The 24,066-nt window shown below is 64.8% G+C and carries 18 protein-coding genes; 13 read left to right on the forward strand and 5 right to left on the reverse strand.

The features are described from left to right. The first annotated feature begins 132 nt into the window (after positions 1 to 132). The 5 genes from ileS (at position 133) to dut (ending at position 6,423) form a co-directional block, all read left to right on the forward strand. The gene (gene ileS / locus FAZ98_RS10650; protein WP_158951180.1) at positions 133 to 2,994 is read left to right on the forward strand and encodes an isoleucine--tRNA ligase; all 2,862 of its coding nucleotides are present in this window, start codon (positions 133 to 135) and stop codon (positions 2,992 to 2,994) included. Then, on the forward strand, positions 2,994 to 3,518 hold the full coding sequence (gene lspA, locus FAZ98_RS10655) for a signal peptidase II (protein ID WP_158951181.1): 525 nt from the start codon (positions 2,994 to 2,996) through the stop codon (positions 3,516 to 3,518). The genes ileS and lspA overlap by 1 nt, the downstream gene beginning before the upstream one ends. Before the next feature lie 189 nt (positions 3,519 to 3,707). Continuing rightward, positions 3,708 to 4,880, forward strand: a complete 1,173-nt coding sequence (gene coaBC, locus FAZ98_RS10660) for a bifunctional phosphopantothenoylcysteine decarboxylase/phosphopantothenate--cysteine ligase CoaBC (protein ID WP_158951950.1) — start codon at positions 3,708 to 3,710, stop codon at positions 4,878 to 4,880. 73 nt (positions 4,881 to 4,953) lie between these two features. Continuing rightward, a complete protein-coding gene (locus tag FAZ98_RS10665; RefSeq protein WP_158951182.1) occupies positions 4,954 to 5,961 on the forward strand; it encodes an LLM class flavin-dependent oxidoreductase in 1,008 nt (335 codons plus the stop codon). Positions 5,962 to 5,976: 15 nt separating this feature from the next. After that, complete coding sequence (gene dut / locus FAZ98_RS10670) at positions 5,977 to 6,423, forward strand: dUTP diphosphatase (RefSeq protein ID WP_158951183.1); 447 nt, start codon at positions 5,977 to 5,979, stop codon at positions 6,421 to 6,423. Between the two features lie 68 nt (positions 6,424 to 6,491). On the opposite strand, the gene FAZ98_RS10675 is transcribed toward dut, so the two are convergent. From FAZ98_RS10675 to clpS, 3 genes are all read right to left on the reverse strand, one after another. Next, complete coding sequence (locus FAZ98_RS10675; RefSeq protein WP_233272598.1) at positions 6,492 to 7,886, reverse strand: amino acid permease; 1,395 nt, start codon at positions 7,884 to 7,886, stop codon at positions 6,492 to 6,494. Positions 7,887 to 8,172: 286 nt separating this feature from the next. After that, positions 8,173 to 10,473 (reverse strand): ATP-dependent Clp protease ATP-binding subunit ClpA, encoded by a 2,301-nt coding sequence (gene clpA / locus FAZ98_RS10680; protein WP_158951184.1) that lies wholly within the window; start codon positions 10,471 to 10,473, stop codon positions 8,173 to 8,175. Continuing rightward, entirely contained in the window at positions 10,470 to 10,784 is a 315-nt protein-coding gene (gene clpS / locus FAZ98_RS10685) for an ATP-dependent Clp protease adapter ClpS (protein ID WP_158951185.1), read from the reverse strand. Before clpS ends, clpA begins: the two co-directional genes overlap by 4 nt. Before the next feature lie 616 nt (positions 10,785 to 11,400). Here clpS and cspD point away from each other — a divergent pair. Beyond that, the gene (gene cspD, locus FAZ98_RS10690; protein ID WP_017776809.1) at positions 11,401 to 11,607 is read left to right on the forward strand and encodes a cold shock domain-containing protein CspD; all 207 of its coding nucleotides are present in this window, start codon (positions 11,401 to 11,403) and stop codon (positions 11,605 to 11,607) included. 176 nt (positions 11,608 to 11,783) lie between these two features. On the opposite strand, the gene FAZ98_RS10695 is transcribed toward cspD, so the two are convergent. Then, entirely contained in the window at positions 11,784 to 13,442 is a 1,659-nt protein-coding gene (locus FAZ98_RS10695; RefSeq protein ID WP_158951186.1) for a multicopper oxidase family protein, read from the reverse strand. A 658-nt stretch (positions 13,443 to 14,100) separates the two neighbouring features. Then, positions 14,101 to 15,354 (reverse strand): NADP-dependent isocitrate dehydrogenase, encoded by a 1,254-nt coding sequence (gene icd / locus FAZ98_RS10700; RefSeq protein WP_158951187.1) that lies wholly within the window; start codon positions 15,352 to 15,354, stop codon positions 14,101 to 14,103. A 333-nt stretch (positions 15,355 to 15,687) separates the two neighbouring features. Between icd and FAZ98_RS10705 the strand changes: the two genes are divergently transcribed. From FAZ98_RS10705 to FAZ98_RS10735, 7 genes are all read left to right on the forward strand, one after another. Next, positions 15,688 to 16,269, forward strand: a complete 582-nt coding sequence (locus tag FAZ98_RS10705; RefSeq protein ID WP_158951188.1) for a pseudouridine synthase — start codon at positions 15,688 to 15,690, stop codon at positions 16,267 to 16,269. 351 nt (positions 16,270 to 16,620) lie between these two features. Further along, a complete protein-coding gene (locus FAZ98_RS10710; RefSeq protein WP_158951189.1) occupies positions 16,621 to 16,821 on the forward strand; it encodes a hypothetical protein in 201 nt (66 codons plus the stop codon). Between the two features lie 316 nt (positions 16,822 to 17,137). Continuing rightward, positions 17,138 to 17,656 carry a DUF192 domain-containing protein gene (locus FAZ98_RS10715; RefSeq protein WP_158951190.1) on the forward strand — a complete coding sequence of 173 codons (519 nt, stop codon included), beginning with the start codon at positions 17,138 to 17,140 and terminating at the stop codon, positions 17,654 to 17,656. A gap of 403 nt (positions 17,657 to 18,059) precedes the next feature. Then, positions 18,060 to 20,165: an elongation factor G gene (gene fusA / locus FAZ98_RS10720; protein ID WP_158951191.1), complete on the forward strand. Its 2,106-nt coding sequence runs from the start codon at positions 18,060 to 18,062 to the stop codon at positions 20,163 to 20,165. A 234-nt stretch (positions 20,166 to 20,399) separates the two neighbouring features. After that, a complete protein-coding gene (locus FAZ98_RS10725) occupies positions 20,400 to 20,933 on the forward strand; it encodes a cupin domain-containing protein (RefSeq protein ID WP_158951192.1) in 534 nt (177 codons plus the stop codon). A 36-nt stretch (positions 20,934 to 20,969) separates the two neighbouring features. After that, on the forward strand, positions 20,970 to 21,989 hold the full coding sequence (locus tag FAZ98_RS10730) for a HoxN/HupN/NixA family nickel/cobalt transporter (RefSeq protein WP_158951193.1): 1,020 nt from the start codon (positions 20,970 to 20,972) through the stop codon (positions 21,987 to 21,989). 297 nt (positions 21,990 to 22,286) lie between these two features. Next, complete coding sequence (locus FAZ98_RS10735; RefSeq protein ID WP_158951194.1) at positions 22,287 to 24,017, forward strand: ABC transporter substrate-binding protein; 1,731 nt, start codon at positions 22,287 to 22,289, stop codon at positions 24,015 to 24,017. Positions 24,018 to 24,066 lie beyond the last annotated feature (49 nt).

The raw sequence follows: 24,066 nt of genomic DNA on the forward strand, positions 1-24,066 counted from the left end.
ACCGGCGCGACGCGAGCCGCACCGCCCCCGGCGCCGCGTGCGAATTCACGCGCACGGCGCACGAGGCGACGGTTGCGCGGCATCGCCGCAACGCTGACGCCGTGCATCCCCCGAATTCACCGTGATCTCACCATGAGCGACAAGAAAGCATCTTCCGGCAAGCCGCAGAAGTCCGAATCGAAATATCCCGTCAACCTGCTGGACACCCCGTTCCCGATGCGCGGCGACCTGCCCAGGCGCGAGCCGCAATGGGTCAAGGAATGGGAAGAGAAGCAGATCTACGAGAAGATCCGCGCGGCTTCGAAGGGCCGCAAGAAGTTCATCCTGCACGACGGCCCGCCGTATGCGAACGGCGACATCCACCTCGGCCACGCGGTGAACAAGATCCTGAAGGACATGATCGTCAAGGCGCGTAATCTCGCGGGCTACGACGCGGTCTATGTGCCGGGCTGGGACTGCCACGGCATGCCGATCGAAATCCAGATCGAAAAGCAGTTCGGCAAGTCGCTGCCCGCGCAGGAAGTGATGAAGAAGGCGCGCGAGTACGCGTCCGGCCAGATCGAAACGCAAAAGGTCGGCTTCAAGCGTCTGGGCGTGCTCGGCGACTGGAACAACCCGTACAAGACCATGAACTTCGCGAACGAGGCCGGCGAGATCCGCGCGCTCGCGAAGATCATCGAGAAGGGTTATGTGTTCCGCGGCCTGAAGCCCGTGAACTGGTGCTTCGACTGCGGCTCGGCGCTGGCCGAGGCGGAAGTCGAGTACAAGGACAAGACCGACCCGACCATCGACGTGCTGTTCCCGTTCGCGCAACCGGCCGAAACGGCGGCGGCGTTCGGGCTTGCCGCGCTGCCGCGCGAGGAAGGCGGCATTGTCATCTGGACCACCACGCCCTGGACGATCCCGTCGAACCAGGCGCTCAACGTGCATCCCGAGATCACCTACGCGCTCGTCGACACGCAGCGCGGCCTGCTGATCCTCGCCGAAGAACGCGTCGAAGCCTGCATGAAGGACTTCGGTCTCGAAGGCACCGTCGTCGCCAAAACCCTCGGCGAAAAGCTCGCGAACCTGCGCTTCCATCACCCGCTCGCCTCCGCGCATCCGGGCTACAAGCGCACCTCGCCGATCTACCTCGGCGACTACGTGACGACGGACACCGGCACGGGCATCGTGCACTCGGCGCCCGCCTACGGCGTGGAAGACTTCGTGTCGTGCAAGGCGCACGGCATGGCCGACTCGGACATCATCAGCCCGGTGATGGGCGACGGCCGTTATGTCGAATCGCTGCCGCTGTTCGGCGGTCTGTCGATCTGGGACGCGAACCTGAAGGTGGTCGAGGCGCTCGACACGGCCGGCACGCTGCTGCGCAGCGAAAAGTATCTGCACAGCTACATGCACTGCTGGCGCCACAAGACGCCCATCATCTATCGCGCCACCTCGCAGTGGTTCGCGGGCATGGACGTCACGCCCAAAGACGGCGGCAAGACGCTGCGCGAGACGGCGCTCGAAGGTATCGAGGCCACGGCGTTCTATCCGTCGTGGGGCAAGCAGCGCCTCTATTCGATGATCGCCAACCGCCCGGACTGGACGCTCTCGCGCCAGCGCCAATGGGGCGTGCCGATGGCGTTCTTCGTGCACAAGGAAACCGGCGAGCTGCATCCGCGCACGCTGGAGCTGCTCGAAGAAGTCGCGAAACGCGTGGAAGTGTCGGGCATCGAAGCCTGGCAGACGCTCGACCCGCGCGAGCTGATCGGCGACGACGCCAATCTGTACGAGAAGAACCGCGACACGCTCGACGTGTGGTTCGACTCGGGCACGACGCACTGGCACGTGCTGCGCGGCTCGCACAAGGACGAACTGCAATTCCCGGCCGACCTGTACCTCGAAGGCTCGGACCAGCATCGCGGCTGGTTCCATTCGTCGCTGCTCACGGCTTCGATGCTCGACGGCCGGCCGCCCTACAACGCCCTGCTCACGCACGGCTTCACGGTGGACGGCGAAGGCCGCAAGATGTCGAAGTCGCTCGGCAACGGCGTCGATCCGCATGAAGTGGCGAACCGCCTGGGCGCGGAAATCATCCGTTTGTGGATCGCTTCGACCGACTATTCGGGCGAGCTGGCCATCTCCGAGGAAATCCTGAAGCGCGTGACGGAAGGCTATCGCCGGATCCGCAACACGCTGCGCTTCCTGCTCTCGAACCTGTCCGACTTCGACTTCGAGAAGCACGCGCTGCCGCCCGCCGAATGGCTGGAGATCGACCGCTACGCCGTGGCGCTCACGCACACGCTGCAAAACGACGTGCTCTCGCACTACGACCGCTACGAGTTCCACCCGGTCGTGGCCAAGCTGCAGACGTTCTGCTCGGAAGACCTGGGCGGCTTCTATCTCGACGTGCTGAAGGACCGCCTCTACACGAGCGCGCCGGATTCGAAGGCCCGCCGCGCCGCGCAGACCGCGCTGCATCACATCACGCACAGCCTGCTGCGCATTCTCGCGCCGTTCCTCTCGTTCACGGCCGAAGAAGCGTGGAAGGTGTTCCAGCCGAACAGCGAAACCATCTTCACGGAAACCTTCCACGCGTTCCCCGATGTCGCGGCGAGCGTGGTCGAAGCGGGCGAGCTGATCGCCAAGTGGACGCTGCTGCGCGAAGTGCGCGGCAACGTGACGAAGGCGCTCGAAGACGCGCGCGTGGCGAACCAGATCGGTTCGTCGCTGCAAGCCGAAGTGCGCATTCTCGCGAGCGGCGCGCGTTACGACGCGCTCGTTTCGCTCGGCGACGACCTCAAGTTCGTGCTGATCACCTCGGCCGCCGAAGTCGTGAAGGTCGAAAGCGAAGCGAAAGAAGGCGTGGAAGTGGTCACCTCGAAGTACCTCAAGTGCGAGCGCTGCTGGCACTACCGCGACGACGTGGGCGCGCACGCCGAGCACCCGGGCCTGTGCGGCCGCTGCGTGACGAACCTGTTTGGCGAAGGTGAACAACGGAGCGCCGCATAATGGCGAAAACTATGCCGAAGCAATCGCATTCGAGTCGCGCAAGCGGCGCCGGCGGCTCCCTCGCGCCGTGGCTGGGCGTCGCGGTGATCGTGATCCTCGCCGACCAGCTCACGAAGATCACCATCGCCAAGCTGTTCGCGTACGGTCACGGCCGCGAGATCACGCCGTTCTTCAATCTCGTGCTCGTCTACAACAAGGGCGCGGCGTTCAGCTTCCTCGCCGCGGCGGGCGGCTGGCAACGCTGGGCGTTCACGCTGCTCGGCGTGGTCGCGGCGCTCGTCATCAGCTATCTGCTCAAGCGCCACGCGGCGCAGCGCATGTTCTGCACGGCGCTCGCGTTCATCATGGGCGGCGCGCTCGGCAACGTGCTCGACCGCGTGATGTACGGCCACGTGATCGACTTTCTCGATTTCCACGTGGGCGCGTGGCACTGGCCCGCGTTCAATGTCGCCGACAGCGCGATCTGCATTGGCGCGGCATTGCTCGTGATCGACGAATTGCGGCGCGTGCGCGGCACGCGCTGAGTGGAATAACGCTGAGCGGCTCTGCCGCATGGGACCAGAGTAGGCGCTAAAGCGCTAACTCTGGTCGACCGCTCTGCATGGGACCAGAGTAAGCGCTAAAGCGCTAACTCTGGTCGACAGGAGATAGCCACCGTGAACACTTCCGCTGCAAACGAGGGCGAACTCGCCGGCCGTCATCTCGTGCTCGGCATGACGGGCGGGATCGCCTGCTACAAGATCGCCGAACTCACGCGCCTCCTGACCAAGGCCGGCGCGACCGTGCAGGTCGTGATGACGGAAGCGGCCACGCAGTTCATCACGCCCGTGACGATGCAGGCGCTCTCCGGGCGCCCTGTGTACACGAGCCAGTGGGACGGCCGCGTGCCCAACAACATGGCGCACATCGACCTCTCGCGCGAGGCGGACGCCATCGTCATCGCGCCCGCCTCCACCGACTTTCTCGCCAAACTCGCGCACGGTTTCGCCGACGACCTGCTCTCCACGCTCTGCGTGGCGCGCGACTGCCCGCTGCTGGTCGTCCCCGCGATGAACCGGCAGATGTGGCAGAACCCGGCCACGCAGCGCAATGTCGCGCAGCTGCGCGCCGACGGCATCGAAACGCTCGGCCCCGACTCCGGCCCGCAGGCATGCGGCGAGATCGGCGACGGCCGCATGCTCGAACCCGAAGCCATCTACGAAGCCATCGTCTCGTTCTTCGCGCCGAAGGTGCTCGCGGGGCGCCGCCTGCTCATCACCGCCGGCCCGACCTTCGAGCCGCTCGATCCCGTGCGCGGCATCACCAACCGCTCCAGCGGCAAGATGGGCTTCGCGCTCGCGCGCGCCGCGCAGCAGGCTGGCGCCGAAGTGCATCTCGTCGCCGGACCGGTCGCGCTCGCCACGCCCTGGGGCGTGTACCGCGAAGACGTGCAGACCGCCCAGCAGATGTACGACGCGGTGATGCGCGAGGTGCCCGACGCCGACGTGTTCATCGGCGTGGCGGCCGTGGCCGACTGGCGTGTCGACCACGTGGCCGCGCACAAGATCAAGAAGACGGCCGAACAGCGCATGCCGACCTTCACGTTCGTCGAAAACCCCGACATCCTCGCCTCGGTCGCGGCCCTGCCGGACCCGCCGTACTGCGTGGGTTTCGCGGCCGAAAGCGGCGACCTCGAGGTGCACGGCGAAGAAAAGCGCGCGCGCAAGAAGGTGCCGCTGTTGATCGGCAATCTCGGTCCGCTCACCTTCGGCCGCGACGACAACGAAGTCGTGCTGTTCGAAGCGGCCGGCCGCACGCCGCTGCCGCGCGCGGCCAAGGCGGCGCTCGCGCAAACGCTCGTCGCCGAAATCGCCCGGCGTCTTCCCGACACGAGCATCATTTCGTGAGGCGCGCGATGCGCGTGACGGGGCGCGAGCCTCGCAACGCCGCATCGCGATCGCCCTTCTGGAGCCGTCCGCCATGACACTGCTATCCGTGCTGGACCAGTCGCCCGTGATCTACGGGCACACCGCCGCCGACGCCGTGGCCGCCACCGTCGACCTCGCGCAACTCGCCGACGACCTCGGCTACACGCGCTACTGGTGCGCGGAGCACCACGGCCTGCTCGGCGTCTGCAACCCCTGCCCCGAAGTCATGCTCGCGCGTCTGGGCAGCGTGACGAAGCGCATCCGGCTGGGCTCGGGCGGCGTCATGCTGCCCTACTACAGCCCGTTCAAGGTCGCCGAGCAGTTCATGATGCTCGAAGCGCTGTTTCCGGGGCGCATCGATCTCGGCGTGGGGCGCGCGCCCGGCGGCGACATGCGCACGGCGCAGGCGGTCGCGCAGGGCGAGTACAACCGCGGCGATCAGTTCGCGCAGCAGGTGCAGGATCTGGTTGGTTTGATGGACGGCACGCTGCCCGCCGACCACGTCGCGCACAACGTCATCCTCCAGCCGCAGGTCGAGACGCGCCCGGAACTCTGGGTGCTCGGCTCCAGCGAATTCGGCGGGCTGCTCGCGGCGCAGCTTGGTTTGCGCTTCGCGTTCGCGCATTTCATCAACGCGCACTTCGGGCATCTGGTGGCAAACGCGTACCGCGAGCGCTTCGTGGCGACGCGCGAGGCAAAGCCCTATCTCGCCTGCGCCGTGTTCGCGATCTGCGCCGACACCGAAGCCGAAGCCGTCGAACTCGAGAAGGCCGTCGACCTGCGCCGTCTGCAGATGGCCTACGGCCTCAACGCGCCTGTTCCAAGCCTCGAACAAGGCCGTTTGCAGGAATACGGCGAGCGCGAGCAGATCGTCATCGACCGCGAAAAACCGCGCAGCGTGATCGGCACGCCGGAAAGCGTCGCCGAGCGCCTGCTCGCCTTGCAGGAGCGCTTCCAGGCCGACGAACTGATCGTGCTGACCGTCGCGGGCAGCTACCAGGCGCGCCTGCGCTCCTATGAACTTCTCGCCGAGGCCTTCCAGTTGCCTCGTTCAATCTGAACTCACCCCATCGACATGAAAATCGACATCAAGATCCTCAACGAGCGCATGCGCGATCAACTGCCCCATTACGCCACGCCGGGCAGCGCCGGTCTCGACCTGCGCGCGTGCCTCGAGGCGCCGCTCACGCTCGAACCGGGCGAAACGAAGCTCGTGCCCACGGGTCTCGCGATCCACGTGGCCGACCCCGGCTACGCGGCGCTGATCCTGCCGCGCTCGGGTCTCGGCCACAAGCACGGCATCGTGCTCGGCAACCTCGTGGGCCTGATCGATTCCGACTACCAGGGAGAACTGATGATCTCCACCTGGAATCGCGGTCAGACCAGCTTCACGCTCAATCCGCTCGAACGTCTCGCGCAGCTCGTGATCGTGCCGGTCGTGCAGGCGCAGTTCAATATCGTCGATGAATTCCCGGCGAGCGAGCGCGGCGAAGGCGGCTTCGGCAGCACGGGCAAGCACTGAACATTTCCGTCTCGCCAACGAAAAAGCCCGCTAAACGCGGGCTTTTTTGCTTTTGAAGCGACGCGGAGTTACGCGGATTCCACGCGCCGGCGATACCAGAGCGCATACACCACCACGAGCAACACGAGAAAGCCGATACCGTACGCGAGCGTCATGCGGAACTCGCGCGTGAACGCTGTGCCCGCGAGAATGCCGAGCATCAGCAGCGCGCCCAGCACGCTGGTGAACGGAAAGCCCCACATGCGAAACGCGAGCGGCGCGGCGCCTTCGCGCTGCCGGCGCACGCGGAAGAAAATCTGCGTGACGAAGATCATGAGCCACGTGAACATCGCGCCGAACATGGCGATCGACATCATCAGCGTGAAGGCCGTTTGCGGCCACAGCGCGTTGAGCACGGCCGCGACCGCGATACCGATGGTCGAAAGCGAGAGCGCCGCCGTGGGCACGCCCTGACGCGTGAGGCGGCCGAACGCGGCGGGCGCGTAACCCGCGCGCGACAGGCTGAACATCATGCGCGTGGTGATGTAGAGCTGGCTGTTCATGGCCGAGAGCGCGGCCACCAGCACGATGAAGTTGATCGCGCCAGCCGCGTAAGGCACGCCGGTTTCGGCCATCACTTTCACGAACGGGCTTTCGTTGCCGCCCGCCGCGGTCCACGGCACGATCGCGAGCATCAGCGCGAGCGTGAGCAGATAGAACAGCACGAGGCGCAGCACCGTTCCGCGAAACGCGCGCGTAACGGCGCGTTGCGGGTCCTGCGCTTCGGCGGCGGCCACGGCGATCGTTTCCACGCCCAGGTAGCTGAACAGCGAAACGATCGTGCCCACCCACACGCCCCACCCCCCCTTCGGAAAGAGGCCGCCGTGCGACGTGTAGTTCGCGACGCCCACGCCCGAACCCGCGGGCGCGCGCCACACGAACCACGCGCCCAGCACGATGAACGCGACGATGGCCGCGATCTTCAGGCTCGAGAAGCCATATTCGATGGCGCCGTAGGCGCGCACGCTCAGTGCGTTGACCGCGATCAGTGCTGCCGCAAACCCGACGATCCAGTACAGCCCCGGCACCTGCGGGAACCAGAACTTCATATACACGGCGATGGCGGCGACCTCGGTGCCCACGGCAAGCACATACGCCGACCAGTACGCATAGCGCACCACGAAGCCCGCGAGCGGCCCGATGTAGTGCTCGGCATACGCGCCGAACGAGCCCGAGGTGGGATGCGCGACCGTCATCTCGGCGAGCGCGCCCATTAGCAACAAGGCGATCAGCGCGCCTATCGCGTACGAAACCAGCACGCCCGGCCCCGCGAAGCTGATGGCGAAACCGCTGCCGAGAAAGAGCCCCGTGCCCACCGCGCCGCCGATGGCGATCATTGTCATCTGCCCGGCGGACAAGCCGTGGCGCAGCCCCTGTTCGCGCTCGACGATCGTGTCGAACGCGCCCGAATTACGTCTTACCACTGTGATACCCCTGCGATTGCGCTTCTCGGAAGACAATCGGCTATTTTACTGCGTGGCGCGTGGGCGCCTTGGGGTGCCTCAGTGCGCTCTCGTGTGCTCTCGTGTGCTCTCGTGTGCTCTCGTGTGCTCTCGTGCGCCCGCATTGCGTTCGACTCGCGCCGCTCGAAGCCGCCTTGTCCGCCCGGCGCGCGCCCAAAGAAAAACGGCGCAGCCCCGAAGGACTACGCCGTTTTTTGCCGACCGCTTCTTGCCGACCGTTTCTTGCCACCCCTAACGGGGCGCCGGGTCAATCCACTTCGATCGCTTCCGGATTCGGATTGCGCGGCGGCGCCGAGTTCTCGTCGAACGTGAGCTGGATCTTGTCTTCCGCGTCGACGTCCACGGTCACGCGACCGCCGTTCATGAGCTTGCCGAACAGCAGTTCGTCGGCGAGCGCACGGCGGATCGTGTCCTGGATCAGGCGTTGCATCGGTCGCGCGCCCATGAGCGGGTCGAAACCGTGCTTCGCGAGATGCTTGCGCAGCGCGTCGGTGAACAACGCATCGACCTTCTTCTCGTGCAGCTGGTCTTCGAGCTGCATGAGGAACTTGTCGACCACGCGCATGATGATTTCCTCATCGAGCGCACGGAAGCTGATGGTCGAATCCAGCCGGTTGCGGAATTCAGGCGTGAACAGGCGCTTGATGTCGGCCATTTCGTCGCCTTGCTCGCGGCGCGTGGTGAAACCGATCGTGGACTTGTTCATGGCCTCCGCACCCGCATTCGTCGTCATGATGATGATGACGTTGCGGAAATCCGCCTTGCGGCCGTTGTTGTCCGTCAGCGTGCCATGGTCCATCACCTGCAGCAGCACGTTGAAAATGTCCGGATGCGCCTTCTCGATTTCGTCGAGCAGCAGCACGCAGTGCGGCTTCTTCGTGACGGCTTCGGTAAGCAAACCGCCCTGATCGAAACCCACGTAACCCGGCGGCGCACCGATCAAACGGCTTACCGCGTGACGCTCCATGTACTCGGACATGTCGAAGCGGATCAGCTCGATGCCGAGCGTGAACGCGAGTTGCCGCGCCACTTCGGTCTTGCCGACACCCGTCGGGCCCGAGAACAGGAACGCGCCGATCGGCTTGTCGGTCTTGCCGAGACCCGCGCGCGCCATCTTGATCGAAGCGGAGAGCGCGTCGATGGCGGGGTCCTGGCCGAACACGACGGCCTTGAGGTCGCGGTCCAGCGTTTGCAGCTTGCTGCGGTCGTCCTGCGACACGCTCTGCGCCGGCACGCGCGCGATCTTCGAGATGATCTCTTCGATCTCGCTCTTGCCGATGGTCTTTTTCTGCTTCGACTTCGGCAGGATGCGTTGCGCCGCGCCCGCTTCGTCGATCACGTCGATCGCCTTGTCGGGCAGATGACGGTCGGTGATGAAGCGTGCGGAGAGCTCAGCCGCCGCGTTCAGCGCACCCGACGAATACTTCACGCCGTGATGCTCCTCGAAGCGCGACTTCAGGCCACGCAGGATCGCCACGGTCTGTTCGACCGTCGGCTCGACCACGTCGACCTTCTGGAAACGCCGCGACAGCGCCGCGTCTTTTTCGAAGATGCCGCGGTATTCCGTGAACGTGGTCGCGCCAATGCACTTGAGCGTGCCCGACGAGAGCGCCGGCTTGAGCAGGTTGGACGCGTCGAGCGTACCGCCCGATGCCGCGCCCGCGCCGATCAGCGTGTGGATTTCGTCGATGAACAGAATGGCGTGCGGACGCTCCTTCAGCTCCTTGAGCACCGTCTTCAGACGTTGCTCGAAGTCGCCGCGGTATTTCGTGCCCGCGAGCAGCGCGCCCATGTCGAGCGAATACACCTGCGCGTCGGCGAGAATGTCCGGCACTTCGCCGCGCGTGATGCGCCAGGCGAGGCCTTCCGCGATCGCGGTCTTGCCGACGCCGGCTTCGCCCACGAGCAGCGGATTGTTCTTGCGGCGGCGGCACAGCACCTGCACCACGCGCTCGACTTCGAGTTCGCGGCCGATGAGCGGGTCGATGCGACCGTCCTTCGCCATCTGGTTCAGATTCTGCGTGAACTGCGCGAGCGGCGTTTCCTTCTGGCCGGCCGCGTCTTCCGCCTCGGCGTTCGCGTCGCTGGCCTTGGCGGCTTCGCCCGTGCCGGTCTTCGCGATACCGTGCGAAATGAAGTTCACGACATCCAGACGCGTCACGCCCTGCTGTTGCAGGTAGTACACCGCGTGCGAATCCTTCTCGCCGAAGATGGCGACGAGCACGTTCGCGCCCGTGACTTCCTTCTTGCCATTCGACGTGGACTGCACGTGCATGATCGCGCGCTGAATCACACGCTGGAACCCGAGCGTCGGTTGCGTATCGACGTCGTCCGTGCCGGGGACCGTGGGGGTGTTGTCGTGAATGAAGTTGCGCAGGTTCTGTCGCAGGTCTTCAATATTGGCGGCACACGCGCGCAGCACTTCCGCCGCCGTTGGATTGTCCAACAGCGCCAGGAGCAGATGCTCTACTGTGATGAACTCGTGCCTTGCCTGACGTGCTTCCATGAACGCCATGTGCAGGCTGACTTCCAGTTCCTGGGCAATCATGCTTCCTCCATCACACACTGCAGCGGATGCCCGGCCTGCCGTGCGTGGGTAACGACTTGCTCAACCTTGGTCGACGCGATGTCCCGCGTATAGACCCCACAAACTCCCCTGCCCTCGCGATGCACCTTCAACATGATCTGCGTTGCGGTCTCGCGGTCTTTATTGAAATATTCCTGCACGACCATCACGACGAATTCCATCGGCGTGTAGTCGTCGTTCATCAGCACGACCTTGTACATGGAGGGCGGTTTCGTCTTTTGATCCTGCCGCTCCAGTACCGTTGAATCCTGCTTGTCCGGGATAATCGCCATACACCCATTCTAAACAACTCGGACAGGCCCGCAATCCTGCCGAAACCCGACCGGCCAGCCGGTGAAACCGGCGCTCTCGCCCTGCCTTGCTGCGCAAGCAATTCATGCGCCTCCCCAGCCTGACCGACCTTGCTGACCGGCTGCGGGGCCGGTTCGCATCGTGTTGCATCTTGATGTCAGCAGCTTTCACGCCACCGTTGAATCGAGTATCGCACAACCTTGGCATCGTCGTGGAAAGCGACTGTAGGCCGCCGCACGCTGGGTGTCAGATTTCGTGCTGCGGTGCATCCCATGTGAGTCGATTATGCGACTTTTCAAGATATGTCGCTGATCCATTCAAATGTCGATGCGGGGGTCGACGATGCACCTGCGCCTAGCGTCTGCGAAAAGCAGGAAAAACCCTGGAAATGCGCTCTTTACAACGCGTCAAACGGCGTCTCAAAATATTCTTGACAGCAGAATAAAGAGACTCAACAATCAAGCTGGCACTTTTTTCAACCGCCTCAAATTCGAAAAAATGCCGTTGGTGAGCTTGTGAGGAGGGGGCGATCGCACCGCGATCGTTTAGCTTTTCGAACTGCTCGTGGTAGGGACATGAGTTACAGGGGAAGTAGGTATGGCAACCGGTACGGTCAAGTGGTTCAACGACGCGAAGGGTTTCGGGTTCATCACGCCGGATGAAGGCGGCGAGGATCTGTTCGCTCACTTTTCGGCTATTCAAATGAATGGCTTCAAGACCCTCAAAGAAGGTCAGAAGGTGAGCTTCGAGGTCGTGCAAGGCCCGAAGGGTAAACAGGCATCGAACATTCAGGCAGCCGCCTGATCCGTTCGGTACCCGTACCTTGGAAACCCGGCTTCGGCCGGGTTTCTTTTTGGGTGCGCCGCGCGTGCATGCCGCTTGCATCGCCGGCGCACGTTTCACGTTTTTTTCATCGCCTTGACATCGACGGCGTGATAGCGAGGTTTGCATTCACGCATTCACTCTGAGCGCGCAACGTCTCAGCTCACACGCACGACGCCCATCATGCCGAGATCCTCATGTTCGAGGATATGGCAATGGAACATGCGGTCGCCCGCCTCGCGCTGCACCGTTGCAATATGCACCGTCTCGCCGGGCCGCACGTTGACCGTGTCGCGCCACGCCAGCAAGGACTCCTCCACGATCGTGCCGCCCTGCTCGCGCGCCAGTACCTGAAACTGCGTGCCGTGCAGATGAAACGGATGATCCATGTCCGAACGGTTTTCGATAGCCCACGTTTCCACTTCGCCGCGCCGGCTCGCGAACGTCACGCGCGACGGCGACCAGGTCGCGCCATTCACCATGAACTGCATGCCCCGGGGCATGGCCAGTGCAGACGCACCCGGCTGGTGCATCGCGTGCATGTCCATGGCTTCGCTGAATACCACCGTTTTGCGTGGGGTTTTCTGTTTCGCCGATGTCGCGAGCAGCGGCGCGATCGGGCGCAGACGCCGCGGCAGCGCTGCCTGCGGCGCTTGCGCTTCGGCGCCGGCGGCCAGGAAGCGCACGGTCGCCAGCTTCTGCGTCGGCGTGGCGGGCAGGCTGCCGTGCGACATCGCCATTTTCTTGCGGTCGTACTGCGCGGCGACCAGCGCAACCTGCGCCCCGGGCGCGCCCCGCGGCGCCGCGCGCACGATCAGTTCGGCACGCTCGCCCGGCGCGAGCAACAGCGACGTGACGCCCTCGCGCGGCGCGCCGAGCAAACCGCCGTCGGTGCCGACCTGCGCGAATGCGCGGCCGTCGTCGAACGCGAGTTGCACGTAGCGCGCGTTGCAGCCGTTCCACACGCGCCAGCGTTCGTCGCGCGCCACTTCGATCAGCGGCTCGCGCGCACCATTCAGGAGCACGAACTGACCTTCGCGGCCGTTCATCCAGTCCATCATGCCGTTCGCGGGAATCGTGCCGTCGGCGGCGAGCTTGAGGTCGCTCACGAAGAGATGCCGCTCGGGCCATGCGGCGAGCGGGTCGTCGGCGGCGCGCACGACGATCGGTCCGGCGAGCCCGCGAAACACCTGCTCGGCGCTCTGCATGTGCGGATGCGGGTGGTACCAGTAGGTGCCCGCGCTGCCCGCCGGCAACGTGAAGCGATAGACGCGCTGCTCGCCCGGCGCGACCGGATTCATCGGATTGCCGTCCTGATCGGGCGGTACGGGCAGGCCATGCCAGTGAATCGTGGACGGTTGCGCGAGCCGATTGACGAAGGTGATCTCGACGTTGTCGCCTTCCTGCAGGTCGAGCATCGGACCGATCACGGGACCCGTTGTATCGCCCGGCCCGCTCGCGTCGTATTGCCAGAACGGGGTCGGCGCCTGGCCCGCGAGCAACGGCCGCGCGGCCGGTTGAGCAACCAGCGTCGCGCGGAAATGCCCGGGCTCGCGGCGCTCGTTGGCGAGCGTGCGCAGCGCGGCGAGCGGCGCGCCGGCCGGCAACGCGTCCACGGCGGCGAGCGGCGCGGACGCGGGCATTGCGGACGAGGCCGGCGCCATGCCCGGCATCGCCTGCATGCCATGCATCGAATCATGGGCTGGTTCTGAGATCGACTGTGCAACCGACTGCGCTAACGACTCGCGCGCGAACACCGACGCCACTGCCGCGCCGATCAGACTCGCGCTGCCCGACAAAAACGCTCTGCGTTTCATGATGAAATTCCTCAACCCTCTGTTATGCCGGCTCGCGCGACGCACGTGCGAGCCATCGCTTCGCGCAGTGCCGCAACGCGCGAAGTGCTTCGAATTCGAGCGCGACCGCACGATGCGGCCGCGTTCAGGCGATGGGCGGAGGTAAGGGAGGCGCGTGCGTGATGCCGGCGCGCAACGCGACGGCGCGCGCCGCCAACGTGGCCCGCCCGGACGCGGGAGTCGCGAAATGAAACGCGAGCGGCGGCGCGCCGCAATGCCCGCAGCAACCAGCCATGCAGCAGCTTGCGTGACATGCGCCGTGCGAATCGCGACTCGCGGGATGCGCCATGCTGCCATGACCGTTGGCCATGCGCATGACGTGCGAGGTTGGCGGCACGGAATGCGACATCGACTCGCACGCCTGCGCGCCGCGCATCGCGAAGAGCGCGAACAGGCCAACGACGAGGAGACGGCACAGGAAAGTCATGCGGCGGGCGGTGAGGAAGGCGGCATCAGGTGCACACGATGATAACGCACAAAGGCGGCGCAACGATGTCGGCCGATTTCGTATCGCATCACCCTTTTGATTCGTGATCCTGATTAATCGCCGGTGAAACAAAAACCCCGGCAGGTCATCGATCCGCCGGGGTTTCGCGCAACACCAAGCATCGCGTCAACGTCACATATTGTCGATCATCACCTGGCCGAAGCCCGAGCACGACACCTGCGTCGCGCCTTCCATCAGGCGCGCGAAGTCGTACGTCACGCGCTTTTCCTGGATCGACTTTTCCATCGACTCGATGATGAGATCCGCCGCCTCGGTCCAGCCGAGGTGACGCAGCATCATTTCCGCCGAGAGAATTTCCGAGCCCGGATTCACGTAGTCCTTGCCCGCGTACTTCGGCGCCGTGCCGTGCGTCGCTTCGAAGATCGCGATGGAATCCGAAAGATTCGCGCCCGGCGCGATGCCCATGCCGCCCACTTGTGCCGCCGCCGCGTCGGAGATGTAGTCGCCGTTCAGGTTCAGCGTGGCGATCACGTCGTATTCCGCCGGGCGTTGCAGGATCTGCTGCAGGAAGGCGTCGGCGATCACGTCCTTCACGATGATGTCCGCGCCCGTTTTCGGACTCTTGATCTTCATCCACGGACCGCCGTCGATGAGTTCCGCGCCGAATTCTTTCTGCGCGAGCGCATAACCGTAGTCGCGGAACGCGCCTTCGGTGAACTTCATGATGTTGCCCTTGTGCACGAGCGTGACCGAGCGGCGTTCGTTGTCGATCGCATACTGGATCGCCTTGCGCACGAGACGCTCCGTGCCTTCGCGCGACACGGGCTTGATGCCGATGCCGGAAGTATCCGGGAAGCGGATCTTCGCGCCCATCTCTTCACGCAGAAACTTGATGAGCTTCTTCGCGCCCTCGGATTCGGCGGGCCATTCGACGCCCGCGTAGATGTCTTCCGAGTTCTCGCGGAAGATCACCATGTCGGTCTTTTCCGGCTCGCGCAGCGGCGAAGGCACGCCCTTGAAGTAGCGCACCGGGCGCAGGCACACGTAGAGATCGAGCGTCTGGCGCAGCGTGACGTTGAGCGAGCGAATGCCGCCGCCCACCGGCGTGGTGAGCGGGCCCTTGATCGACACGACGTAGTCCTTCACGGCGTCGACGGTTTCCTCGGGCAGCCAGACGTCCGGGCCGTACACGCGCGTTGCCTTGTCGCCCGCGTAGATTTCCATCCAGTGAATCTTGCGCTTGCCGCCGTACGATTTCTCGACCGCCGCATCCACCACCTTGATCATGACCGGCGTGACGTCGACGCCCACGCCGTCGCCTTCGATAAACGGAATGATCGGCCGGTCGGGAACGTTGAGCGAAAAATCCGGATTGACGGTGATCTTCTCACCGCCGGTCGGAACCTGGATGTGCTGATACGGCATGGTCGACTCCAAAAAGGGCAAAGGCTGTGACGGCGGGCGTCGCGACAAGGTGGCGCCGCGGCGGCCGCGGGCGCGCGCGGGGCGACGTCCGCCTGCGATCTGGCCGCTATTCTAACCACGCTTTTCGCACGGCGTGGCGCGTCCCGCCGCCGTTGCGGCACGCGCCGCAGGCCACTACGCATGCTGCGCTGCGGCATGGCCCGATCGACTCTGCCGCACAAGACCCATCTCTTATGTCTTATATAAGAGAGCAAATCGCCGATGTCGCGCGATGCTTTAAGATCACGCCCTCACCCGTTCCACCCGCCTTCCTCCTGTCTTGCGAGCCACGCCATGCGATTGATCGCACTCAACAAACCGTTCGGCACGATCTGCCAGTTCTCGCCGCACGAAACGCGGCAGTCGCTCGCGGACTTCGTGAAGGTGCCGGGTGTGTATCCGGCCGGCCGCCTCGACTCCGACAGCGAAGGGTTGCTGCTGCTCACCGACGACGGCGCGTTGCAGGCGCGCATCGCGGAGCCGCGTCGCAAACTCGTGAAGCGCTATTGGGCACAAGTGGAAGGCGCACCCGATGCGCAGGCGCTCGCCACACTCGAAGGCGGCGTCGATCTCGGCGACTTCGTGACGCAACCGTGTCAGGCCCGCGTGATCGACGAACCGCAACACCTGTGGCCGCGCAATCCGCCCATTCGCTATCGCGCCGCGATTCCCGCCACGTGGGTGGAGATCGCGATCAGCGAAGGCAAGAACCGTCAGGTGCGACGCATGACCGCTGCGGTCGGCTATCCCACACTGCGTCTCGTGCGCGTTGCGATCGGCTCGCTCGATATTTTTTCGTTGGGCCTCGCGCCCGGTGAAAGCCGCGACGTACCCAGCGACGCGCCATGGCAACGCACGGCTTCGAAACACAAGTGACTGTTGCGACAGCGTTTTTTATTTTCTTTTTGATTTTTTTCAAAGCCGCGCACGAGTGTGAATCTTTCATCTTCGCGGCATTGAAAAGCAAATGAGAAATTCGCGTCAACCGTCTCGCCGGACCATGCGTTATTCGACACAGATGCCGCCGAAGCTATCCGGCATTCAGCCTTAAGGGGTCTCGCAGCAATGCTCGGTCCCGACCGCTGGCAGATGCAATTTCAGGTTCGTTCGACTTTGACGGAATTTGATGATTGCGACTGTCAACCGAAAGGTGGATGGCACGTTTACCGACCTGACTCCAATAACCGGGTCACTTGGTTAAATTAACTCAAGCTGAGGATTCAAAACATGAACAAACTGATCGCTGCTCTGGTCGCTGGCCTCTTCGCATCGGCTGCTTTCGCACAAGCTTCGGCTCCGGAAGCTGCTTCGGCTGCTCCGGCTGCTGCTGCTTCGTCGGCACACAAGGCATCGCACAAGAAGTCGCACAAGAAGTCGTCGCACAAGAAGGCAGCGAAGGCTGAAGCCGCTTCGGCAGCTTCGGAGTAAGCTCCTTGTAAGACGCTTGGGAGAACGGCATTCAATGCCGTTGTTCATGCGCGATAAAAGGCAGAACGCTGCAAGGCGTTCTGCCTTTTTGTTTGGGCGTTCGTCGACGAAATCGTTGGGCTTTACGTGGCTTACGTGGCGCTTCGCCGTTTTTCCGCGGTTTTCTCTTTGCCGCCGCCGTTCGTCATGTTGAGTTCGTCAAGCCGTTTTGCCAGTACGATTCTTCGATGTATCGATGATTTGATCTCGCGCATTTTGACCCGCGTTGACCTGGTCGCGTAACATGCGCGCATTACTCTCAAGCAAGGAGTCTCTCGTGCGATTTTCCCTGCGCCCGCTACTCGTGCGCTGCGCGCTCGCCATTGCGATGCCGCTTGCCGCCTGCGCGGCCTTCACGTTCGCGACCGCCGCGACCTCGGGCGTCGCGCATGCCCAGCAAATGCCGCCCGGCGCCAAACAGCCCAGCGAATTTCCGCGCGTGAAACTCACGGCGGGCATGTTCGTGATCGACGCGGCCGTGGCCGCCAACGACCCGGATCGCGAGCAAGGTCTCATGTATCGCACGCAACTCGCACCGAACGAAGGCATGCTGTTCGTCTTCAACGAAAACGCGGTGCACTGCTTCTGGATGAAGAACACGCTGATCCCGCTCTCGATCGCCTTCATGCGCGCCGACGGCACCGTGACCGACATCGACGAGATGGACGCCGAAACGACCAACAACCACTGCCCGCGCAACAACGGCGTCTACGCGCTGGAAATGAGCAAAGGCTGGTTCACGTCGAAGGGCATCAAGCCCGGCATGAAGATTCAAGGCCTGCCGCCGCAGCAATAACGCGCCGCGCGCTTCATCGCGCGCCGCCGCACTTTCCCTGAAGCCGGTCCCGCTACGCAGCGGCGCCGGCTTTTTCGCATCTGGGTGCGCCTCGTGCATCCGCGCGCCCCGCGCTTCGCGCGGCCCGGCCCGGCGCGCGTGACGCCGCGCAGCCGCTCTCCCCGCCCGCTCCGCGCCGTGCAGCCCTGCCGGGGCGGCGTCTCGCCCGCCGGGCCGCCTGGTCCGCTTACCAGCAAAAGCCGCGCGCAAGCGCTATCCTATTAAGTCCCGCACGGCGCGGCGCCCCGCCAACGACTCCCGAAGATTCGAGGCGGCGCGCGCCGCGCAGCGCATCGGGCCGCGCGCAGGCCGCGCCGCACGCCGCCCGCAAGCTTCCATGGCGCGTCATTCCAAGGAGATCACCGTGCCTCGCAAGACCCCCATCGAGCGCTATCGAAACATCGGGATCAGTGCTCACATCGATGCCGGCAAAACCACCACGACCGAACGCATCCTCTTCTACACCGGTGTGAACCACAAGCTCGGTGAGGTGCACGACGGCGCGGCGACCATGGACTGGATGGAGCAGGAGCAGGAGCGCGGCATCACGATCACGTCGGCGGCCACCACGGCGTTCTGGAAAGGCATGGCCGGCAACTACCCCGAGCATCGCATCAACATCATCGACACGCCGGGGCACGTGGACTTCACGATCGAGGTCGAGCGCTCCATGCGCGTGCTCGACGGCGCGTGCATGGTCTACGACTCGGTCGGCGGCGTGCAGCCGCAGTCCGAAACCGTGTGGCGCCAGGCGAACAAGTACAAGGTGCCGCGCATCGCGTTCGTCAACAAGATGGACCGCATCGGCGCGGACTTCTTTCGCGTGCAGCGGCAGATCGGCGAGCGCCTCAAAGGCGTGGCGGTGCCGATCCAGATTCCGGTGGGCGCCGAAGATCACTTCCAGGGCGTGGTCGATCTCGTGAAGATGAAGGCGATCGTGTGGGACGACGAAAGCCAGGGCGTGAAGTTCGAATACGCCGAGATTCCCGCGAATCTCCTCGAGACCGCGAAAGAGTGGCGCGAAAAGATGGTCGAGGCCGCCGCCGAAGCCGACGAGACGCTGCTCGAAAAGTATCTCGAAGATCACGAGAGCCTGACCGAAGAGGAAATCAAGGGCGCGCTGCGCAAGCGCACGATCGCCAACGAAATCGTGCCGATGCTGTGCGGCAGCGCGTTCAAGAACAAGGGCGTGCAGGCGATGCTCGACGCCGTGATCGACTATCTGCCCTCGCCGGTGGACGTGCCCGCCATTCTCGGCCACGACCTGAGCGACAAGGAAATCGAGCGTCACCCGAGCGACGAAGAGCCGTTCTCGGCGCTCGCCTTCAAGATCATGACCGACCCGTTCGTCGGCCAGCTGATCTTCTTCCGCGTGTATTCGGGCGTGGTGGAATCGGGCGACACGGTGCTCAACGCGATCAAGGAAAAGAAGGAACGCCTTGGCCGCATCCTGCAGATGCACGCGAACGAGCGCAAGGAAATCAAGGAAGTGCGCGCGGGCGACATTGCCGCCGCCGTGGGTTTGAAGGAAGCCACCACGGGCGACACGCTGTGCGATCCGGCCAACCCGATCGTGCTCGAACGCATGATCTTCCCCGAGCCGGTGATCTCGCAGGCCGTGGAGCCGAAGACCAAGGCCGACCAGGAAAAGATGGGCATCGCGCTCAACCGCCTCGCGCAGGAAGATCCGTCGTTCCGTGTGCAGACCGACGAGGAATCCGGCCAGACCATCATCTCCGGCATGGGCGAGCTGCACCTGGAAATTCTCGTCGATCGCATGAAGCGCGAGTTCGGCGTGGAAGCGACCGTCGGCAAGCCGCAGGTGGCGTATCGCGAAACGGTGAAGAACAAGGTCGAGGATGTCGAAGGCAAGTTCGTCAAGCAGTCGGGCGGGCGCGGCCAGTACGGCCACGCGGTCATCACGCTCGAACCGCAGACGCCGGGCAAGGGCTACGAATTCGTCGATGCGATCAAGGGCGGCGTGATTCCGCGCGAGTTCATCCCGGCTGTCGACAAGGGCATCCAGGAAACGCTCAAGGCGGGCGTGCTCGCGGGCTATCCGGTCGTCGACACGAAGGTCACGCTCACGTTCGGCTCGTACCACGACGTGGACTCGAACGAAAACGCCTTCCGCATGGCCGGCTCGATGGCCTTCAAGGAAGCGATGCGCAAAGCCAAGCCGATCCTGCTCGAACCGATGATGGCCGTGGAAGTGGAAACGCCCGAGGACTTCATGGGCAACGTGATGGGCGATCTGTCGAGCCGCCGCGGCATCGTGCAGGGCATGGAAGACATCGCGGGCGGCGGCGGCAAGATCGTGCGCGCCGAAGTGCCGCTCTCGGAAATGTTCGGCTATTCCACGTCGCTGCGCTCGCTCACGCAAGGCCGCGCGACCTACACGATGGAGTTCAAGCACTACTCGGAAACGCCGCAGAACGTGGCGGAAGCCGTCATCAACGCGAAGAAGTAATCCGGTGCAGCGCGCGGCCGCTCATGCTTTTCGGCCGCGCGCGACGCCACGAAGCCCGTCCCGACGCGATGCAACGCGTCCTCCGGACGGGCTTTTTTCATGGGCGCGCACGAAGCCGAAGCGCGCAGTGACGCACGATGGCGGCGCAGCGGGCACAGCGCGATTTTTGGCCATGCCACAATGCGCCGAAGTCGTCTGCGAGACGAGCGAAGATAACGCGAAGGAGACACGACGATGAGCAACGAACACGGCCACGACCATCCGCACGATCACCCTCATGGCGACGAACCCGGCGACCACGGCGCACCCGACTGGCGCGAACACGGCGTCCAGGTGATACGCGGCGACCAGCTCGACGCGAACACCGCGCAAACGCCCGGCATGAACCGAGCGGCCGCCATCAACGCGGCGCGCGTGGGCGCGCAGAAAATCTGGGCCGGCACCGTGACGATCCATCCGAACGCGAAGACGGGCGCGCATCATCACGGCGCGCTCGAAAGCGTGATCTACGTCGTGCGCGGCCACGCGCGCATGCGCTGGGGCGAGCATCTGGAGTTCACGGCGGAAGCGGGTCCCGGCGACTTCATCTTCGTGCCGCCCTACGTGCCGCACCAGGAAATCAACGCGAGCACCGACGATCCGCTCGAATGCGTGCTCGTGCGCAGCGACAACGAAGCCGTGGTCGTGAACCTGAACATCGACGCCGTGGAAGCGCCCGAAACCGTGTACTGGGTCGACCCGATCCATCGTCATCCTCACGATCACTGAACGCCCCCTGAACCTTCGAGCGCCCTCGCTTCATCCATGACGACGCCCACTCACGCCCCGCTGCGCGCCCGTTTGATTCCGCTCTACGCCGGCCTGCTCGCCGCCAATCTCGGCGCGTGGGCGTGGGCGCTGATCGCATTTCGCCACTACCCGCTGCTGCTCGGCACCGCCCTGCTCGCCTACGGCTTCGGCCTGCGCCACGCGGTGGACGCCGACCATATCGCCGCGATCGACGCCGTCACGCGCAAGCTCATGCAGCAAGGCAAGCGGCCGCTCGGCGTGGGGCTGGCGTTCTCGCTCGGGCATTCGACCATCGTGATTGCCGCGACCGTGGGCATCGCGCTCACGGCGCTCACGCTGCACGGCCGCTTCGAACAGTTTCATGCGATTGGCGCAACCGTCGGCACGCTGGTGTCGTCGCTCTTTCTGCTCGTGCTCGCGGGCGTGAACCTCGTGATCCTGCGCGATGTGTGGTCGCGCTACCGCCGCGCGCAACGCGGCGACGACACCGCGCTCGCCGCCGCAGCCCATGCGAGCGCGCCGGCCGGTCTGTTCTCGCGCGCGCTGCGCCCGCTGTTCGCGCTCGTCACGAAAAGCTGGCACATGTACCCCGTGGGCGTGCTGTTCGGACTCGGCTTCGACACGGCCACGGAAATCGGCCTGCTCGCCATCGCCGCGGCCGAAGCGGGCAAGGGTCTGCCGATCTACTCGATCCTCGTGTTTCCCGCGCTGTTCACGGCGGGCATGACGCTCGTGGATTCCACCGACAACGTGCTGATGGTGCACGCCTACGGCTGGGCCATGGACGATCCCCGGCGCAAGCTCTACTACAACGCGAGCATCACGTTCGTCTCGGCGATGGTGGCGATCGTGATCGGCGGCGTGGAAGCGCTCGGCCTGATCGGCGACACGCTCGGCGCGAGCGGCGGCGTGTGGTCGCTCGTCGCGGACCTGAACGACCGCTTTGGCGAGATCGGCTACGGCATCGTCGCCACCTTCATCGCGTGCTGGATCGGCTCGGTGCTGTTCCATCGCTGGAAGCGGCCCGCTGTCTGAACGCACGCGCTTTCCCGCGCGCGGCGCGCGTGACGCCGCGCGTTGCCCCGCTGTATCGGCGCACTTCATCGGCGCACGTCGTCGGCACGATAACGCGCCCGCGCGCAACCCAGCGAAACCCCGAGCGGCACCCGCAGCACGCCTGAGCGGGCGAAAACGCGTAAACTAGGCCGATTATCCGGCGCCGCGTCACGACCCCGCCGCGCCCATTCGTCGTCTGCCGTACCGCATGCCGCCGTCGCGTCTTCACACGAAGCCGCGCGTCCCACAAACGGAATCGCACGGAAATCCGCACCGATGAAACGACCGAAGTTCTCCGCACAGTTCTCGTCACCGCTTTCGCAATCCCCGCAGTCGCAACGCGCGCTGTCTGCCTCTCTCGATTCGCGGCGCCCGCGCGGCCATGCCGCGAGCGAACCCGCCAATCACGCCATCGACGAGTTCCTCGCGGGCCGCCTCACGCGGCGCGAGTTGCTGCGCCACGCGAGCGTGCTCGGGCTCGGCGCGGCGTTGCCCGCCCTGCTGGTGCCGCGCGGCGCGCACGCGCAAGGCGCGGCCAAACCCGGCACGCCCACCAATCAAACGATTCGCGTCGCGCACCTGATGCCCGCGGCCGCCGTGGACCCGCTCACCGTGACGGACGCGGGCGCGCTCTGCCTGCTCAACCAGACCGGCGAATTCCTCGCCAACGACGACGAGCACGGCCAGCTTCAGCCCGCGCTCGCGCTCTCCTGGCAGCCCAACGCCAAAGCGGACGTCTGGACGTTCAAGCTGCGCCCGAACGTGAAATTCCACGACGGCCAGCCCTTCGGCGCGAAGGACGTGGTCGCTACCTTCGACCGGCTCGCCGACCCCGCGAGCGGTTCGGCGGCACTTTCCGTGCTCAAGGGCGTGCTCTCGAAGGGCGGCGCCAAGGTGGTGGACGAACACACCGTGGCGTTCCATCTGGACGCGCCCAACGGCAACTTCCCCTACTACGTCTCCTCGGACAACTACAACGCGGTGCTGCTGCCCGCGAATTACGCGGGCAATTACGAAAAGAGCTTTATCGGCACGGGTGCGTTCAAGCTCGAACGCTACGAGGCGCGCCGCGGCGCGAGCTTCGTGCGCAACCCCGACTACTGGGGCGACAAGGCGCTGCCCGCGCGCCTCGAATTCGCGTTCTACGCCGACGAGCAGGCGCAACTGCTCGCGCTGCAAGGCCATCAGGCCGACGTGATGGGCACCTTCACCGTGCAGGGCGGCATCGGCGTGCTCAACAATCCCGACTTCAAGGTGATCGGCGTGCGCTCGGCCGCGCACCGGCAGATCCACATGCGCAACGACGTGCCCGCGTTCAGGGACAAGCGCGTGCGGCAGGCGCTCGCCCTCTCGCTCGACCGCGACGTGCTGGTGCGCGGGCTCTTCAAGGGCCGCGCCGTGGTGGGCAACGACAGCCCGTTCGCGCCCATTTTCCCGTCGACGGCGAGCACCGTGCCGCAGCGCAAGCTCGACGTGGCGAAGGCGCGCCAGTTGCTCGCGCAGGCGGGCGTGGCGAACGGCTTCGACATCACGCTCACGACCGAGAAGTACATGGAGATTCCCGATCTCGCCGTGGTCGTGCAAAACGCGGCCAAGGCGATCGGCGTGCGCATCACGCTCAAGGTGGAAAGCCAGTCGCAGTATTACGGCGCGGGCACCTTCGGCAAGTCGGACTGGCTCGACTCGCCGCTCGGCATCACCGACTACGGCCATCGCGGCGTGCCCAATCTCTTTCTCAACGCGCCGCTCACCTCGGGCGGCACGTGGAATGCTGCGCATTTTCGCAACGCGCAGTACGACAAGCTGGTCGCGCAGTTCTCGGCCACGCTCGACATTGCCGCGCAGAAACAGGTCGCGGCGCAAATCCAGACGCTCCTGCTGGACGAAACGCCCGTGATCATTCCGTACTTCTACGACCAGCTGATCGCGCAGCGCGCCGCGCTCTCGGGCGTGCGCTTCACGGCGCTGGCCCAGCTCTATTTCGATCGCGCGACGCTCGCGGGCTGAGCGCGCTGTGTCGCCCCAGCTGCTGTCCGGCGCCAGCGCACCCGCAACG

The sequence above is a fragment of the Paraburkholderia acidisoli genome, assembly GCF_009789675.1.
GTDB lineage: Bacteria > Pseudomonadota > Gammaproteobacteria > Burkholderiales > Burkholderiaceae > Paraburkholderia > Paraburkholderia acidisoli.